This is a genomic window from Streptomyces sp. NPDC031225 (assembly GCF_055570355.1).
Window position 1 is genome coordinate 141,581 of record NZ_JBVIHJ010000005.1, and the last position, 16,062, is coordinate 157,642.

The window sequence follows — 16,062 nt, forward strand, 5'->3', positions numbered from 1 at the left end:
GAGAGGAGCACCCGCATGTCGAACCACACGTACCGGGTCACCGAGATCGTGGGCACCTCGCCCGACGGCGTGGACCAGGCGATCAGCAACGGGATCCAGCGTGCCTCGCAGACCCTGCGCAACCTCGACTGGTTCGAGGTGATCCAGGTGCGGGGCCAGATCGAGGACGGGCAGGTCGCCCACTGGCAGGTGGGGCTGAAGGTCGGCTTCCGCCTCGACGAGTCCGACTGACGGTCCGCACAGCCCCGCCGCAGCACCTCGGACTCGGGTCCGACTCAGGTCCGCCCCTCCCGCTCCTGTGCCACTTCGAGTTCGGCGGAAGGGGCGGTCCAGCGCGCCCGTACGACGCTGAACCCGGCACGTCGGGCGTCGTCGCAGACCAGCTCGTCGTCGTCCACCAGGACCCGGATCTTCCGGCTGCCTGCGAGCCGCTTCAGGATCTCCAGCTTGGTGCGCCGGGCGGGCCGCCGGTCGTCGTTGCGTCGCATGTACACGCGCCCCTCCGGGAGCCCCTGCGCGGCGAGCCAGGCGAGCGTGTCGCGTCGGCAGCGCTCGGGGCGGCCGGTGAGGTAGACGACCTCGCACTCCTCGGCGCTCTCCAGTACCAGCGCGATGCCCTGCGGGAGCGGCGGGTCCTGGGACGCGGCCGCGAAGAAGGCGTCCCAGTCGCGCGGCTTGCGTTCCAGGAACCGCTGCCGGTGGGCCGTGTCGGCCAGGGTGTTGTCCAGGTCGAACACGGCGAGCGGACGCTTGTCACTGTCGGTCACACCGTCCACCCTAGCCCCGGCGCCGCCCCCGGCGGCCTTCCGGCCCAGACCCGGCAACCTTCCCGCCCCGGGCGGCCACTCCTCGGCGACACAACAGAACCAGGACGGGCAGTCGGGCCGAGGCGGGAGACTCCATGCGTGTGAAGACGGCGATCTGGACGGTGGCACTGGCGAGCGGGGCCATGGCGATGGCCTTACCGGCGACCGAGGCGTCCGCGGCGCCGACGACCCTGGTGGTGGCGACGAACGGGTCCGACACCGCCCCGGGCACCCTCGCCCAGCCGCTGCGGACGATCCAGCGCGCGGTGGATCTGGCGAGGCCCGGCGACGGCATCGCCGTACGCGGCGGGACGTACGCCCTCACCGACAACGTCACCATCACCACCTCCGGCACCGCGTCGCTGCCCATTTCCCTCGGGGCCTACCAGGGCGAGCGGGTCGTGGTCGACGGTGAGCAGCTGGCCGCGAGCCACACCCCGGTCGGCGGGAGCATTCCGCGGGCCGAGCGGGGGGCGGTCCACCAGGAGGCCTCGTACTGGCGGATCTCGGACCTGGAGATCGTGAACGGCCCCTACGGGGTCTACTGCGACGGCTGCAACGGCAATGTCTTCGCCCGCCTGAAGACCCACGACAACTACGAGTCGGGCTTCCAGCTGCAGGGCGCCTCCAGCGACAACCAGATCCTGAACCTGGACAGTTGGGCCAACCGCGACCCGCGCAAGAACGGCGAGAGCGCGGACGGGCTCGCCGTCAAGGAGGGCAGCGGCACCGGCAACGTCGTGCGGGGCGCGCGGTTGTGGAACAACGTCGACGACGGTTTCGACGACTGGAAGTTCACCTCGCCGGTCCTGATCGAGAACACGATCTCGTACGGCAACGGCTTCAACCGCTGGAACTTCCCCGACTTCGCGGGCGACGGCAACGGCTTCAAGCTCGGCGGGGGCAGTCCGGCACCGGCGGTGGCGCACGTCGTGCGCAACTCGATCGCCTTCAAGAACGCGGCGCACGGCTTCACCGACAACGGCAACACCGGTGCCCTCGCAGTGAGCCGCAACACGACCTGGGCCAACGGCGGCACCGGCTTCGACGCCGACGTCTCCGGCGGCACGGCCAAGCTGACCGCGAACCTGTCCGTCGCCGACGCGAGGGCCGCCGCCCTCGGTTCGGCGACCGTGTCCAGCGGCAACTCCTGGGACCTGGGCGGCACATGGAACGCGGCCTCGGTGCTCAGCACGGATCCGGCGGCCGTCACCGGACCGCGCGCGGCCGACGGTTCACTGCCGTCCGCAACCGCTTTTCTGGTGCCGCGCAACGGGACGGCCGTAGGAGCGCGCTTCTAGCGGGCCGCACCCCGCCCTCACGTCATGATCGGTGCAGGCCGCATGCTTCTCCCATGTCCTCGACGCCCCGAACGTTCCTGGCCGGCTCCGGCTCCTGCACCCTCGTCGTCTGCCGGGGCTGCTGCTGCGGTGACGCCCGCAAGCACCCCGGCACCGACCACAACTGGCAGCTGGAGCTCCTGCGGGCCGGTGCGGCCGAGCACGGCTTCCAGGTCCGTACGACCGACTGCCTGGGCCCCTGCGACCAGGCGAACGTCATCGTCGTGCGCCCCTCGGCCGCCGGACGCAGGGCGGGCGGCCGGGCCGCGTGGATCGGGTTCGTGATGGACGACGAGGGCACCGAGGACGTCGTGCGGTGGGCGGCGGCGGGCGGACCCGGCGTCGCGGAACCGCCGCTCACACTGGAGCTGCAGTTCATCGAGCCGCCCCGGGAGGCCCGGGTCCGGTCCCGTCGCCGCCGCTGATTGTTAATGGGATCCATTTTCATATAGCGTCCTCGGTGCTCACCCACCGAGGCCACCGAAGAGGTTCCCGCCATGGCTGTCCCCAAGCGGAAGATGTCCCGCAGCAACACCCGCCACCGCCGCTCCCAATGGAAGGCCACCACCGCGCAGTTGGTGCCGGTCACGATCGACGGCGTCGCACATCTCGTCCCGCAGCACCTGGTCAAGGCGTACCAGCGCGGCCTCCTGCGCGCCGAGGGCTGAGGGCCGGACCGGATGCCGTACGACCGTCTGCCCGTCACCGTCCTCTCCGGCTTCCTCGGGGCGGGCAAGACGACGCTCCTCAATCACGTCCTCGCCAATCGCGAGGGCCTCAGGGTCGCCGTCATCGTCAACGACATGAGCGAGGTCAACATCGACGCGGCGCTGGTGCGCGGCGGCGGGGCCGCGCTGTCGCGGACCGAGGAACGCCTGGTCGAGATGACCAACGGCTGTATCTGCTGCACCCTCCGCGACGACCTGCTGGAGGAGGTGGACCGGCTGGCCCGTGAGGGCCGCTTCGACCATCTGCTCATCGAGTCGTCGGGCATCTCCGAGCCGATGCCGGTGGCGGCGACCTTCGCCTTCGCCCGCGACGACGGCGCCAGCCTCGGGGACGTGGCCCGCCTCGACACCATGGTCACGGTCGTGGACGCGGCGAACTTCCTGCCCGAGCTGGAGCGGGGCGACGAACTCGCCGAGCGCGGCCTCGCCCCGTTCGAGGACGACGAACGCACGGTGGCCGATCTGCTCGTCGACCAGATCGAGTTCGCGGACGTCCTCGTGCTCAACAAGCTCGACCTGGTCGACGTGGACACGGCGGCCCGGTTGCGGGCGGCTCTCGTCCGGCTCAACCCGGTCGCCCGGATCGTCGAGGCGCAGCACTCCCGCGTGGACCTCCAACAGGTGCTGGGAACCGGCCTGTTCGACCTGGAGCGCGCCCAGCAGGCGCCGGGCTGGGTCCGGGAGCTCAACGGCGAGCACGTTCCCGAGACGGAGGAGTACGGCGTCTCCTCCACCGTCTTCCGCGCCGAACTCCCCTTCCATCCGGGCCGGTTGTGGGACTTCGTCACCGAGGAACTGGACAGCGGGACGTACGGGCGGATCCTGCGCTCGAAGGGGTTCTTCACCCTGGCCGGCCGCCCGCACGTGACGGGCCTGTGGTCACAGGCCGGTTCGGTGGCCCGGTTCGAGCCGTCCGCGGCCCGGGACGCGGAAGCGCCGTACGCGCAGGAACTCGTCTTCATCGGAACGCAGTTGGAGCCGGAGCGGCTGCACAGGGCTCTCGCCGCGTGTCTCGTGTCCCCGGGCGAGGGGCGTTCGTTCACCGACCCCTTCCCCGCCTGGGAGACGTGCGGCGTCGACGACACCTGCGAGCACGAGCCCGCCGAAGTCCACGCTCACGCGGCCGTGTCGTAGAACCGCGCGCGGACGCGGCGCAGCCACGCCTCGGCCGGTGCCTCGTCGGGCCGGCCGGGCAGTGCGCTGCGGGTCCCGGCGAAGGCGGTCTCGTAGTGGGCGAGCAGCGACCGGGCTTTCGAGGGATCGGCGGCGACGGAGTCCCCGAAGCGGTGGTACTCCTCGGGGTCCTCGACCCGCACCGTCAGCCGCCCGGTGGCGTACAGCTCCAGGCCCTGGTGGCAGAGCCGCTTCAGGTGCCGGGCGTGCTTGGCGGCGCGCCGGTCGCCGGCACGGCCCTCCAGCCGCCGGAACTGCCGGCCGGCGTACCCGAGATAGGCGTCCCGGACCCGCTCCGCGCCCAGGAACGACCCGCGGATACCGATGAGTTCGTCGCCCAGCGGGGTGCGCACCTCGTACAGGTCGTCCGGCAGCCACACCAGCTCCATGACGGTCGGATTGCCGCCGAGGGCGAGTCGGCACCACTTCGCCGCCTCGTGCAGGGTGCGGTCCGGCGCCGTGGTGACGTGGGACTCCTGCGGTGTGTGCAGACCGAGCAGGGTCTCGGTGGGCGCGGCGAACATGCCGAGCCGGTCCACGTCGGAGCCCTCGCGGGCGAGTCCGTACGCGGTCGAGCCGACGACGCCGGAGAGCAGGATGTTCTGAACGGTCACCCGACCCATTGTGCTGACCTGCGCGGATGCCGGTCATCTGGTTTTCGGTGGCGGGCGGGCGGGAATGCCACGCCCCGCCACGCGTTGCACCCTGTGTGAGTTCCGTGATCGCAGCCACCCGCTTCTCCGTCCTTGACCGCTCCCGCACCCGCGAGGGCGGCACGAACGCGGAGGCGCTGCAGGACACCGTCCGGCTGGCGCGGGAGCTGGAGGGGCTCGGCTACCACCGGTTCTGGGTCTCGGAGCACCACGGCGTGCCCGGAGTGGCGGGCTCCGCGCCGACGGTGCTGGCGGCCGCGGTGGCCTCGGCGACGGAGACGATCCGGGTCGGGACCGGCGGCGTGATGCTGCCGAATCACCAACCCCTGGTCGTGGCCGAGCAGTTCGGGGTGCTGGAGTCCCTCTTCCCCGGCCGGATCGACATGGGTCTGGGACGCTCGGTCGGTTTCACCGACGGCGTGCGCAGGGCCCTGGGACGCGGCAAGGACGACGCCGACGACTTCGCCGTACAGCTGGAGGAGCTGCTGGGCTGGTTCCGCGGGACCTCCCCGACGGGGGTGCGCGCCCGTCCGGCCGAGGGCCTGAGCGTGCCGCCCTTCGTGCTGGCCATGGGCGAGGGCGCCGGGATCGCGGCCCGGGCGGGCCTGCCGATGGTCATCGGCGACCTCAGGAACCGTGAGCGGATGCAGCGCGGCATCGACCACTACCGCACCCACTTCCGCCCCTCCCCGTGGGCGCCCGAGCCGTACGTCGTCGTCTCCGGCACGGTCGCGGTCGCCGCCACCCCGGAGGAGGCCCGCCGGCTGCTGATCCCGGAGGCCTGGTCGATGGCGTACTCCCGCACCCACGGCACCTTCCCGCCCCTGCCCTCCGCCGAGCGCGTCGAGGGCCTCACGATGACGGAGAAGGAGCGCGGCTTCTACGAGTCCGGCCTCACCGGGCACATCGCGGGCACCGAGGACCAGGTCGCGCACGCGCTTCAGACGCTGCTGAAGGAGACGGGCGCCCAGGAGGTCCTGGTCACCACCAGCACGTACGACCGTGGCGCCCTGGTGGACTCCTATCGGCGGCTGGCCGCGATCACCTCCGGTTAGAGTCGTTCTCATGCACGACCCCCACGACCCGTACGTCCGCGTCCGCGGTGCCCGTGAGCACAATCTCAAGGGGGTGGACGTCGACATCCCGCGGGACGTGCTGGCCGTGTTCACGGGGGTGTCCGGGTCGGGGAAGTCGTCGCTGGCGTTCGGGACGATCTACGCGGAGGCGCAGCGGCGGTACTTCGAGTCGGTGGCGCCGTACGCGCGTCGGCTGATCCATCAGGTGGGGGCGCCGAAGGTCGGTGAGATCACCGGGCTGCCGCCCGCGGTGTCGCTGCAGCAGCGCCGGTCGGCGCCGACGTCGCGTTCGTCCGTCGGCACGGTCACCCATCTCTCGAACTCGCTGCGGATGCTGTTCTCCCGGGCCGGTCACTACCCGCCCGGCGCCGAGCGGCTCGACTCGGACTCCTTCTCCCCCAACACGGCCGCCGGAGCCTGCCCGGAGTGTCACGGGCTCGGCCGTGTCCACCGTACGACCGAGCAGTCGCTGGTGCCCGACCCGTCGCTGTCGATCCGGGAGGGCGCCATCGCCGCGTGGCCCGGCGCCTGGCAGGGCAAGAACCTGCGGGACATCCTCGGCGCGCTCGGCCACGACGTGGACCGGCCGTGGCGCGAGCTGCCCGCCGAGCAGCGGGAGTGGATCCTGTTCACCGACGAGCAGCCGGTGGTCACCGTGCACCCGGTGCGGGACGCGGACCGGATCCAACGCCCGTACCAGGGCACGTACATGAGCGCGCGTCGCTATGTCATGAAGACGTTCTCGGACTCCAAGAGCCAGACGCTGAGGGCGAAGGCCGAGCGGTTCCTGGTCGCCACACCGTGCCAGGTCTGCGGGGGCAGCAGGCTGCGGCCCCAGGCGCTGGCGGTCACCTTCGCGGGCCGGACCATCGCCGACCTGGCCGCCCTGCCGCTGACCGAGCTGGCCGCCTCGCTCGTCGCCGACGGTGAGACCGCGCGGGTGCTCACCGACGACCTCACGTCCCGTATCGCACCGGTCGTCGAGCTGGGCCTCGGCTACCTCAGCCTGGACCGGGCGACCCCCACCCTCTCGGCCGGCGAACTCCAACGGCTGCGGCTCGCGACCCAGTTGAGGTCCGGGCTGTTCGGAGTGGTCTACGTCCTCGACGAACCCTCCGCCGGACTGCACCCGGCGGACACCGAGGCGCTGCTCACGGTGCTGGCCCGGCTGAAGGCGGCAGGCAACTCGGTGTTCGTGGTGGAACACCACCTGGACGTCATGCGCGGCGCGGACTGGCTGGTGGACGTCGGGCCGGGCGCGGGCGAGCACGGCGGGCGGGTGCTGCACAGCGGGCCGGTGGCGGAGCTGGCAGCGGTCGAGGAGTCCGAGACGGCACGCCATCTGTTCGACCGCTCCCCCGCATCGGCACGCGAAGTGCGTTCGCCGCACGGCGAGTTGAAGGTCGGGCCGGTCGACCGGCACAACCTGCGCGGTGTGACGGCCCGGTTCCCGCTGGGGGTGTTCACCGCGGTCACCGGAGTGTCCGGGTCGGGCAAGTCCACGCTCGTCGGCGAGATCACCGAGGAGCTCGACGGTGTCGGCCGGCTGGTCTCCGTCGACCAGAAGCCCATCGGCCGGACCCCACGCTCCAACCTGGCGACCTACACGGGCCTGTTCGACATCGTGCGCAAGGTCTTCGCCGCCACGGAGCAGGCCCATGAACGTGGTTACGGGGTGGGCCGGTTCTCCTTCAACACGGCGGGAGGGCGCTGCGGGACCTGCCAGGGCGAGGGGTTCGTCAGCGTCGAGCTGCTGTTCCTCCCCAGCACCTACGCGCCCTGCCCGGACTGCGGCGGGGCCCGCTACAACCCCGAGACGCTCACAGTGACGTACCGGGGGCGGAACATCGCCCAGGTGCTCGACCTCACCGTGGAGTCGGCGGCGGACTTCTTCGCGGACACCCCGGGCGTGGCCCGCAGCCTCGCCACCCTCCTCGACGTCGGCCTCGGCTACCTCCGCCTCGGCCAGCCCGCCACCGAACTCTCCGGCGGCGAGGCCCAACGGATCAAGCTCGCGAGCGAACTCCAGCGCGTCCACCGCACCCACACCGTGTACCTCCTCGACGAACCCACCACCGGCCTCCACCCGGCCGACGTCGAGATCCTCATGCGCCAGCTCCACGGCCTCGTCGACGCCGGCCACACGGTGATCGTCGTCGAGCACGACATGTCGGTCGTGGCGGGCGCGGACTGGGTCATCGACCTGGGGCCGGGCGGCGGGGACACGGGCGGGCGGATCGTGGCCGCGGGGGTGCCGGGAGCGGTGGCCGGGGTGGCGGGCAGCGCGACGGCGCCCTATCTGGCGCGGGCGCTGGGCCCCGGAGCCTGACTCCGCCAGGACCGACGGACCGCACCGGCGTCGACGCGAACGCGGTCGTCACGGTCCCGCCGCGGTCGTACGGCGCTCCGGGCCACGGACCGCGCCTCGACGCGGGGACGGTCACTCGTCACGCTCGGGGCCGCGCGTCGACTCCGGACAACCGACCACATCGTCCGGTCCCGACACGAGGGCCGTCGCTCGTCACGCCCGGAGCCGTGCGGCGCCCCGGGCTGTCGCCGGGGTGCCGGCCGGTCTCACGAGGGCTGCAGGGCTGCTCGTCTCCTGCGCCATCGTGGCCGCTCGGGACGTCAGGCGGCCGCGTGCTCCCCGGTCCGACCGGGCACATGCCCGACTGGGCCGGGGTGCCGGCCGGCCTCACGACGGCCGCAGGGCCGCTTGTCGCCAGCGCCGCCATGGCCGCTCGGGACGTCAGGCGGCCGCGTGCTCCCCGGTCCGACCGGGGCACGCCCCGGACTGCGCGGCACGGGCCAGTGAGCGGCGGTCGGTGTGGCTGCCCGCGGGGACCGGTTCCGGGACCTCGACCTCGGCCACCAGGCCGCGCGCCGACACCACCCGCCACACCGAGGCGAGCAGCGAGTCGTCGCCGATGAAGGCCGCGGCCGTACCGGCCCCGCCGTCGACGAGGCGATAGCGCAGGCTCACCGGCTGGACGGGCACCCCGGCGTCCAGCGCTGCCTGGAACACCGCGCGGCGGAACCGGCCCTGGGCACGGCCGCACCAGGTGCTCCCCTCGGGGAAGACGGCGACCGCGGCGCCTGCGCGCAGTGCTTCGGCGATGCGGGCGACCGTGTCAGGGAGGGCACGCAGCCGGTCCCGCTCGATGAACAGCGCGCCGCTGCGCGCCGTGAGCCGGCCCGCCACGGGCCACCGCCGGATCTCGGACTTGGCGAGCATCCGGGCGGGCCGTACGGCGGCGAGCAGTGGGATGTCCAGCCAGGAGATGTGGTTGGCGACCAGGAGCACACCGCCCGAGGGCGCGGTGACGCCGGTCATGCGGACCCGGACCCCCGAGGCCCGCACCACGCCCAGGCACCACCACCTGACCGCACCGGCCGGGACCCACCGTCCGGCCGGCAGCAGCATGATCCCGGCGAGCAGCACCGCAGTGACCGCCACGAGCCGCAGCACGGCACGGGGTACGGCCGTGGCGGAACCCGCAGGTCCCACGCACGCCCCCGGGGTGCAGGGCGCGCTGGGCAGCCAGACGCTCATCCGGCCGGTGCGAGCGAGAGGAAGTGCCGCAGATAGCGGGCGTTGATCCGGCGCATCGACAGCAGCACGAACATGTCGGCGACCCCGAAGTCCGGGTCGTGGGCGGGCGGGCCGCACACCCAGGCGCCGAGACGGAGGTAGCCGCGCAGCAGCGGGGGCAGTTCGGTGTGGGCGGCGGGCGTCCCGCTGCCGGGCTCCCAGGGCAGCAGGGGCCGTACCCGGTACTCCTCGGGAGCCAGGTACTTGGCGTGCACGCGATCCCAGGTGCCCGCGGCGAGAGCCCCGCCGTCGGCCAACGGGATCGAGCAGCAGCCGGCCAGCCAGTCATGGCCGCGGTCCACCATGTAGCGGGCGATCCCGGCCCAGATGAGGCCGATGACGGCCCCGTCGCGGTGGTCGGGGTGCACGCAGGAGCGGCCGACCTCGACGAGGCCCGGGCGCAGGGCGGCGAGCGGCGCGAGGTCGAACTCGCTCTCCGAGTACAGGCGTCCGGCCACCGCGGCGCGCTCAGGGGACAGCAGGCGGTATGTGCCGACGACCTCGCCGGTCATGGTGTCGCGGACGAGCAGGTGGTCGCAGTGGGCGTCGAAGGCGTCGACGTCGAGGCCGGGTGCGGCAGTGGTCAGGAGGGCGCCCATCTCTCCGGCGAACACGTCGTGCCGCAGCCGCTGTGCGGCACGCACGTCGTCCTCGTCGCGGGCCAGGGTGACGGTGTAGCGGGTGGGGGCGACGCTCTGCGGGGGACGGTCGAGGGTGGAAACGCCGGTCATGGCACTCTCCAGGGCTCATACGGAGGCGGCGAGCGGTGCCGCTGTCCCTGTTCTCCCGACGCTGGTTGGCGTGTACGTGACCGGTTCCGAGAGCGCGGATGTGCGGCGGCTGAACGGCTCGGACAAGGTGTCCGGTGCCTCCGACTCCGTCGACCGGCCGGTGTCGGGCCGGTGTCCGGAGGGCGATCCGGGTGCCGGACCGCCGAGTGACCTTGGTGGGGCCGGACCTGAGCACCATGTCCGACCCCACCCGTCCGCACCGGTCGGCGAACGTTCATGGTGGCCTACCGCTTGCCCGCCTTCCGCGTGGCCCGCAGCCATTCCCTGTTCATGCTCGTGATCGACACGAGCGGGATCCCCTTCGGGCAGGCGGTCGCGCACTCGCCCGCCAGGGTGCAGCCACCGAAGCCCTCGTCGTCCATCTGCGCCACCATGTCCAGCACCCGCGTCTCCCGTTCGGGCGCTCCCTGCGGCAGCATGTTCAGGTGGTTGACCTTGGCCGAGGTGAAGAGCATCGCCGCCCCGTTGGGACACGCCGCGACGCACGCCCCGCATCCGATGCACTCGGCGTGCTCGAAGGCGAAGTCGGCGTCCGGTTTCGGCACCGGCGTGGCATGCGCCTCCGGGGCCGCCCCGGTGGGCGCGGTGACGTATCCGCCGGCCTGGATGATCCGGTCGAAGGCCGACCGGTCGACGACCAGGTCCTTGACCACCGGGAACGCGGACGCCCGCCACGGCTCGATGTCGATCGTGTCGCCGTCCGAGAAGGACCGCATGTGCAGCTGGCAGGTGGTGGTGCGCTCGGGACCGTGGGCGTCGCCGTTGATCACCAGCGAGCACGCGCCGCAGATGCCCTCACGGCAGTCGTGGTCGAAGGCGACGGGGTCCTCACCGCGCAGGATGAGCTCCTCGTTGAGGGTGTCCAGCATCTCCAGGAAGGACATGTCGGACGAGATGCCGTCCACCTCGTACGTGGACATCGCTCCGTCGGCGTCGGCGTTCTTCTGCCGCCAGACGCGCAGGGTGAGCTTCATGCGTAGCTCCGCTGAGTGGGGTGGACGTACTCGAAGACCAGGTCTTCCCTGTGCAGGACGGGAGCCTCGCCGGTGCCGGTGAACTCCCAGGCCGCCGCGTAGGCGAACTCCTCGTCCCTGCGGGCGGCTTCACCGTCGGGTGTCTGGGACTCCTCGCGGAAGTGACCGCCGCAGGACTCCGCGCGGTGCAGCGCGTCGAGGCACATCAGCTCGGCGAGCTCCAGGTAGTCGACGACGCGGTTCGCCTTCTCCAGGGACTGGTTGAACTCCTCGCCGGTGCCCGGGACCTTGATGCGGCGCCAGAACTCCTCGCGGATCTGCGGGATGCGTTCGAGCGCCTTGCGCAGACCGGAGTCGGTGCGTGCCATCCCGCAGAACTCCCACATGAGTTCGCCGAGTTCACGGTGGAAGGAGTCGGGTGTGCGGTCGCCGTCGACGGCGAGGAGGAGGTTGAGCCGGTCCTCGGTCTCCGCCAACACCTCCTGTACAGCCGGGTGTTCGCCGGTCACCGCGTCCTGGTGGGGGTTGCGGGCGAGGTAGTCGTTGATGGTCGCCGGGAGCACGAAGTAGCCGTCGGCCAGGCCCTGCATCAGCGCGGAGGCGCCCAGGCGGTTGGCTCCGTGGTCGGAGAAGTTGGCCTCGCCGATCGCGAACAGGCCGGGGACGGTGGTCTGGAGGTCGTAGTCGACCCACAGGCCGCCCATCGTGTAGTGCACGGCGGGGTAGATCCGCATCGGCACCTCGTACGGATCCTCGTCGGTGATCCGCTGGTACATGTCGAAGAGGTTGCCGTACTTCGCCTCCACGGCTCCCCGGCCCATGCGCCGGATGGCGTCGGCGAAATCGAGGTACACGCCCTGTCCGCCGGGTCCCACTCCCCTGCCCTCGTCGCAGACGTTCTTCGCGGCGCGGGAGGCGATGTCGCGCGGGACCAGGTTGCCGAAGGCCGGGTAGACGCGCTCCAGGTAGTAGTCGCGCTCGTCCTCGGGGATCTCGTTCGGCGGACGGGTGTCGCCCTTGGCCTTCGGCACCCAGATCCGGCCGTCGTTGCGCAGCGACTCGCTCATCAGGGTCAGCTTGGACTGGTGGTCGCCGGTGCGCGGGATGCACGTGGGGTGGATCTGCGTGAAGCAGGGGTTGGCGAAAAGGGCGCCGCGGCGGTGGGCCCGCCAGATCGCCGTCACGTTGGAGTTCATGGCGTTCGTCGACAGGTAGAAGACGTTGCCGTAGCCGCCGGAGGCCAGTACGACGGCGTCCGCGAAGTGGGTCTCGATGCGCCCGGTGACGAGATCCCGGGCCACGATCCCCCGCGCCCGCCCGTCGACGACGATCAGGTCGAGCATCTCGGTGCGCGGGTGCATCTCGACGTTCCCGGCGGCGATCTGCCTCGACAGCGCCTGATACGCCCCGAGCAGGAGCTGCTGGCCCGTCTGCCCGCGGGCGTAGAAGGTCCGGGAGACCTGCACTCCGCCGAAGGAACGGGTGTCGAGGAGGCCGCCGTACTCCCGCGCGAAGGGCACACCCTGCGCCACGCACTGATCGATGATCTCGACGGAGATCTGCGCGAGCCGGTGCACGTTCGACTCCCGCGCCCTGAAGTCGCCGCCCTTGACGGTGTCGTAGAACAGCCGGTGGATCGAGTCGCCGTCGTTGCGGTAGTTCTTCGCCGCGTTGATGCCGCCCTGCGCGGCGATGGAGTGGGCGCGGCGCGGGGAGTCCTGATAGCAGAACTGGACGACGTGGTAACCCTGTTCGGCGAGCGTGGCCCCGGCGGAGCCGCCCGCCAGACCCGTCCCGACGACGATCACGGTGTGCTTGCGGCGGTTGGCGGGGTTGACCAGCCTGGCCTCGAAGCGGCGCTTGTCCCAGCGCTCGCCGACGGGCCCCGCCGGTGCCTTGGTGTCGACGACCGGATCACCGGTCGTGTAGTCGGTGTACGTCATCTTCAGCTCACCACTCCGGTCATGACACCCACGGGTACGGCGATGAAGCCGGCCGTGAGCAGCAGTGCGAGGACATTGGCAACCGTCTTGAGGGCGCGGTCGCGGGTGCGGCTGCCGACGCCGAGGGTCTGGGCGGCGCTCCAGAAGCCGTGCCGGACGTGCAGGCCGAGCGCGAGCATCGCGACGATGTAGATCACGTTGCCGTACCAGGTGGAGAAGGTGTCCACGACGTTCTGGTAGGGGTGGCCCTCCTGGAAGCCGCCGGAGTGCACGGTGCCCGTCGTCAGGTCGAGGATGTGCCACACGATGAACAGGGCGAGGATGATGCCGCCCCAGCGCATGGTGCGGGTCGCGTAGCTCGCCCGGGCCTTCTTGTGGACGTACTTGCCGGGCCGCGCCCTGATGTCCCGGCGGCAGAGCTGGTAGGCCGAGACGGCGTGCGCGACGACGGCGGCCACCAGGACGATCCGGATGAGCCAGAGCGTCCACTCGTAGTGCATGAACGGCTCGCCGACCGTGCGCAGCCAGTGCGCGTAGTGGTTGAACTCGGTCGCCCCGAAGAAGATCTTCAGGTTGCCGATCATGTGGACGACCAGGTAGAGCAGCATGATCAGGCCGCTGACGGCCATCACGGTCTTCTTGCCGACGGAGCTGTCCCACACGGTGCGTGCCATGGACGACCGTCGGTCCGTCCGCGTTGCCAGAGCCATGGGTCAAGACGCTAGAACCGAAGGACCTGATCGGTCCAAGACATGGTCCGGCTCGTTTCCATAGGGAACAGCTATCGTGAGGGGGTGCAGTTCCAGCAGCTCCAGTACTTCGTGGCGGTCGCCGAGGCCCGTCACTTCACCCGCGCCGCCGACCTGGTCCATGTCGCGCAGCCGTCCCTCTCCCAGCAGATCAAGGCGCTGGAGCGGGAGCTCGGGGCCGATCTGTTCCTGCGGGCGCGCGGCAACATCACCCTCACCGACGCGGGCGAGGCCCTGCTGCCGCTGGCCCGCCGCATCCTGGCCGACGCGGACACCGCCCGCCACGAGGTGCAGGAACTGGTGCAGCTGCGCAGCGGCCGGGTCCGGCTCGGCGCGACCCCGAGCCTGTGCACCGGACTGCTGCCGGACGTGCTGCGGGCCTTCCACGACCGCTATCCCGGGATCCGGCTGATGATCGAGGAGGGCGGCTCCCACGACCTCGTACGGGAACTCGCGCGCGGCGCCCTCGACCTGGCCCTGGTGGTCCTGCCGCTGCCCACGCCGTCCCCGGCACTGACGACGGTGGAGCTGCTGCGCGAGGACCTGGTCGTCGTCTCCTCGCCGGAGTCGCCCGCGCCCGGCGGTCCTGGCCGGCGCACCGTGCGCGTCGCCGACCTGGAGAGCGAGCCCCTGGTGATGTTCCGGCACGGCTACGACCTGCGCGAACTGACCGTGGCCGCGTGCCGCGCCGAGGGCTTCGAGCCGGACTTCGCCGTGGAGGGCGGGGAGATGGACGCGGTGCTGGGTTTCGTGCGGGCGGGTCTGGGCGTGGCCGTCGTACCGCGCATGGTCGCCACGCGCTCCGGCCGGGGGCTGCGGGTCACCCCGCTCGCCCGGCCCGGTCTGCACCGGACGATCGCGCTGGCCCACCGCAGCGATGTGGCTCCGCCGCGGGCGGCACGGGAGTTGCAGCGGATGCTGCTGGAGCGCTGAGCGGTCATAACATGGGGTTCCCGCTGATGGGGGCGGGCTCGGACGGGGGTGGTCGGTGATGAGACGGCGGATCGTTGCGGTGGGCGCGGCACTGCTGGTGCTGGTGGGGTGCGCGGGGCACACCGCGTCCGGCGGACCGGAGAGCCCGGCGGTCTCCCCGCCGTCCCGCGCCTCCGGGCCGACGGTGGAGACGACCTCGACGTCCGTCTCGGGCCCGTGGCGCGCGTGGACGGCGACCCTCTCCCGCCAGGAGGCCCACGGCAGTTGCGGCGCGACGGCGCACCAGGTGGTGTGCGCGACCGACTCCGGCGGATTCGCAGGCCGTTCACGGGCCGACGGCCATATCACCTGGACCGTGCCCGCCAATGCCCACGGCAAGAGTGCCGGACTGGTCGTCGACGCGGCAGACGAACGGGCCGTGACCGGGGTCGCCGGTGTGCTGCGCGCGGCGAACCTGCGGACAGGTACACAGGCGTGGACCCATCGGTCGGCCACCGGAAGCGCCTACGCCGCCCTCGGCGCGGCGGACGGTGTCGTCTACGCCCTCGAAGTGTCGGACCCCACGTCCAAAACCGCCGTACTGGACGCCGTTCGTGCATCCGACGGCACGCCCCTCTGGCACCGGACCGTCGCCTGGAGCACGGGCGAACCCCTGGCCGCCTTCGGGGGCCGCGTCTACACCTCCGACTACAGCCGGGTCACCGCCCGCGACGCCCGCACCGGCGCCACGGTCGCGACCAGCCCCGCAGGCGTCGAGTGCCAACACCTCGTCACCGGCGGCCACTACCTGGTCTGCACAGGCAGCCCGTTCTCCGCCGGGGACATCTTCCCGCCCATGCGACGGCTGGATCCGGCGACGCTGAGGCCGCTCCCGACGCCGAGGAACACCATCAACAAGCCCGTACGGGGGGTGATTTCCGACGGCGGAGTCCTGGTGCTGTACGAGGCCGGCGCCGAGGACACGAGCGCGGGCGAGTGGAACGCGTACGACCTCGAGAACGACCGCAAGCTGTGGAGCACGTACGCCACCGAGGCGGACATCGCCGTGACCGACCGCCGGTTCGTGGCCTTCACCCCCGGCAGCGACCGCGCCACGCGGGGCCGCGTGATCACGATCGACCTGCACGCCGGTCCGCACGGGACCGGAACCGCCGCGCCCCGCATGTCCGCGGCGTACGCGCAGACCCGGGACGGCGAACACCCCGTGCTCGTCACGCCGGGCGGGGACACGGGCCACGTCGTCGTCATGGCCCGCACCCACGGTTCCCTGCGTTCGCTGCCGCTGCCCTAGGTGTTCCGTCCCG

The 16,062-nt window shown here is 71.9% G+C and carries 16 protein-coding genes; 9 read left to right on the forward strand and 7 right to left on the reverse strand.

All coding sequences use genetic code 11. The annotated features are described in order from the left end of the window. The first annotated feature begins 15 nt into the window (after positions 1 to 15). Complete coding sequence (locus ACZ48Z_RS10265; protein ID WP_468735374.1) at positions 16 to 231, forward strand: dodecin; 216 nt, start codon at positions 16 to 18, stop codon at positions 229 to 231. A gap of 44 nt (positions 232 to 275) precedes the next feature. Here the strand turns inward: ACZ48Z_RS10265 and ACZ48Z_RS10270 are convergent, their stop codons facing one another. Beyond that, positions 276 to 767, reverse strand: coding sequence for a phosphatase domain-containing protein (locus tag ACZ48Z_RS10270; protein WP_468735375.1), 492 nt, complete (start codon positions 765 to 767; stop codon positions 276 to 278). Positions 768 to 901: 134 nt separating this feature from the next. Between ACZ48Z_RS10270 and ACZ48Z_RS10275 the strand changes: the two genes are divergently transcribed. From ACZ48Z_RS10275 to ACZ48Z_RS10290, 4 genes are all read left to right on the forward strand, one after another. Then, complete coding sequence (locus ACZ48Z_RS10275; protein ID WP_468735376.1) at positions 902 to 2,107, forward strand: right-handed parallel beta-helix repeat-containing protein; 1,206 nt, start codon at positions 902 to 904, stop codon at positions 2,105 to 2,107. 53 nt (positions 2,108 to 2,160) lie between these two features. After that, on the forward strand, positions 2,161 to 2,571 hold the full coding sequence (locus ACZ48Z_RS10280; protein WP_468735377.1) for a (2Fe-2S) ferredoxin domain-containing protein: 411 nt from the start codon (positions 2,161 to 2,163) through the stop codon (positions 2,569 to 2,571). 72 nt (positions 2,572 to 2,643) lie between these two features. Then, positions 2,644 to 2,814, forward strand: coding sequence for a 50S ribosomal protein L32 (rpmF, locus tag ACZ48Z_RS10285; protein WP_468735378.1), 171 nt, complete (start codon positions 2,644 to 2,646; stop codon positions 2,812 to 2,814). Positions 2,815 to 2,826: 12 nt separating this feature from the next. Continuing rightward, complete coding sequence (locus ACZ48Z_RS10290; protein WP_468735379.1) at positions 2,827 to 4,008, forward strand: GTP-binding protein; 1,182 nt, start codon at positions 2,827 to 2,829, stop codon at positions 4,006 to 4,008. On the opposite strand, the gene ACZ48Z_RS10295 is transcribed toward ACZ48Z_RS10290, so the two are convergent. Continuing rightward, positions 3,990 to 4,661 carry a nucleotidyltransferase domain-containing protein gene (locus ACZ48Z_RS10295; protein ID WP_468735380.1) on the reverse strand — a complete coding sequence of 224 codons (672 nt, stop codon included), beginning with the start codon at positions 4,659 to 4,661 and terminating at the stop codon, positions 3,990 to 3,992. The two genes, ACZ48Z_RS10290 and ACZ48Z_RS10295, sit on opposite strands and share 19 nt — an antisense overlap. Before the next feature lie 95 nt (positions 4,662 to 4,756). On the opposite strand from ACZ48Z_RS10295, the gene ACZ48Z_RS10300 reads away from it, so the two are divergent. After that, positions 4,757 to 5,755, forward strand: a complete 999-nt coding sequence (locus ACZ48Z_RS10300) for an LLM class flavin-dependent oxidoreductase (RefSeq protein WP_468735381.1) — start codon at positions 4,757 to 4,759, stop codon at positions 5,753 to 5,755. A 10-nt stretch (positions 5,756 to 5,765) separates the two neighbouring features. Beyond that, positions 5,766 to 8,105, forward strand: coding sequence for an ATP-binding cassette domain-containing protein (locus ACZ48Z_RS10305; RefSeq protein ID WP_468735382.1), 2,340 nt, complete (start codon positions 5,766 to 5,768; stop codon positions 8,103 to 8,105). A 420-nt stretch (positions 8,106 to 8,525) separates the two neighbouring features. On the opposite strand, the gene ACZ48Z_RS10310 is transcribed toward ACZ48Z_RS10305, so the two are convergent. The 5 genes from ACZ48Z_RS10310 to ACZ48Z_RS10330 all read right to left on the reverse strand — a co-directional run bounded on the left by ACZ48Z_RS10310 (position 8,526) and on the right by ACZ48Z_RS10330 (position 13,750). Next, positions 8,526 to 9,329: a lysophospholipid acyltransferase family protein gene (locus tag ACZ48Z_RS10310; protein ID WP_468735383.1), complete on the reverse strand. Its 804-nt coding sequence runs from the start codon at positions 9,327 to 9,329 to the stop codon at positions 8,526 to 8,528. Then, complete coding sequence (locus ACZ48Z_RS10315) at positions 9,326 to 10,099, reverse strand: GNAT family N-acetyltransferase (protein WP_468735384.1); 774 nt, start codon at positions 10,097 to 10,099, stop codon at positions 9,326 to 9,328. The genes ACZ48Z_RS10310 and ACZ48Z_RS10315 overlap by 4 nt, the downstream gene beginning before the upstream one ends. Before the next feature lie 284 nt (positions 10,100 to 10,383). Beyond that, positions 10,384 to 11,133 carry a succinate dehydrogenase/fumarate reductase iron-sulfur subunit gene (locus ACZ48Z_RS10320; RefSeq protein WP_468735385.1) on the reverse strand — a complete coding sequence of 250 codons (750 nt, stop codon included), beginning with the start codon at positions 11,131 to 11,133 and terminating at the stop codon, positions 10,384 to 10,386. Further along, positions 11,130 to 13,076: a fumarate reductase/succinate dehydrogenase flavoprotein subunit gene (locus ACZ48Z_RS10325; RefSeq protein WP_468735386.1), complete on the reverse strand. Its 1,947-nt coding sequence runs from the start codon at positions 13,074 to 13,076 to the stop codon at positions 11,130 to 11,132. Before ACZ48Z_RS10325 ends, ACZ48Z_RS10320 begins: the two co-directional genes overlap by 4 nt. Before the next feature lie 2 nt (positions 13,077 to 13,078). Beyond that, entirely contained in the window at positions 13,079 to 13,750 is a 672-nt protein-coding gene (locus tag ACZ48Z_RS10330; protein ID WP_468735387.1) for a succinate dehydrogenase, read from the reverse strand. 120 nt (positions 13,751 to 13,870) lie between these two features. Between ACZ48Z_RS10330 and ACZ48Z_RS10335 the strand changes: the two genes are divergently transcribed. Next, on the forward strand, positions 13,871 to 14,758 hold the full coding sequence (locus ACZ48Z_RS10335) for a LysR family transcriptional regulator (protein WP_468735388.1): 888 nt from the start codon (positions 13,871 to 13,873) through the stop codon (positions 14,756 to 14,758). 58 nt (positions 14,759 to 14,816) lie between these two features. Next, a complete protein-coding gene (locus ACZ48Z_RS10340; protein WP_468735389.1) occupies positions 14,817 to 16,049 on the forward strand; it encodes an outer membrane protein assembly factor BamB family protein in 1,233 nt (410 codons plus the stop codon). Positions 16,050 to 16,062: the final 13 nt, after the last annotated feature.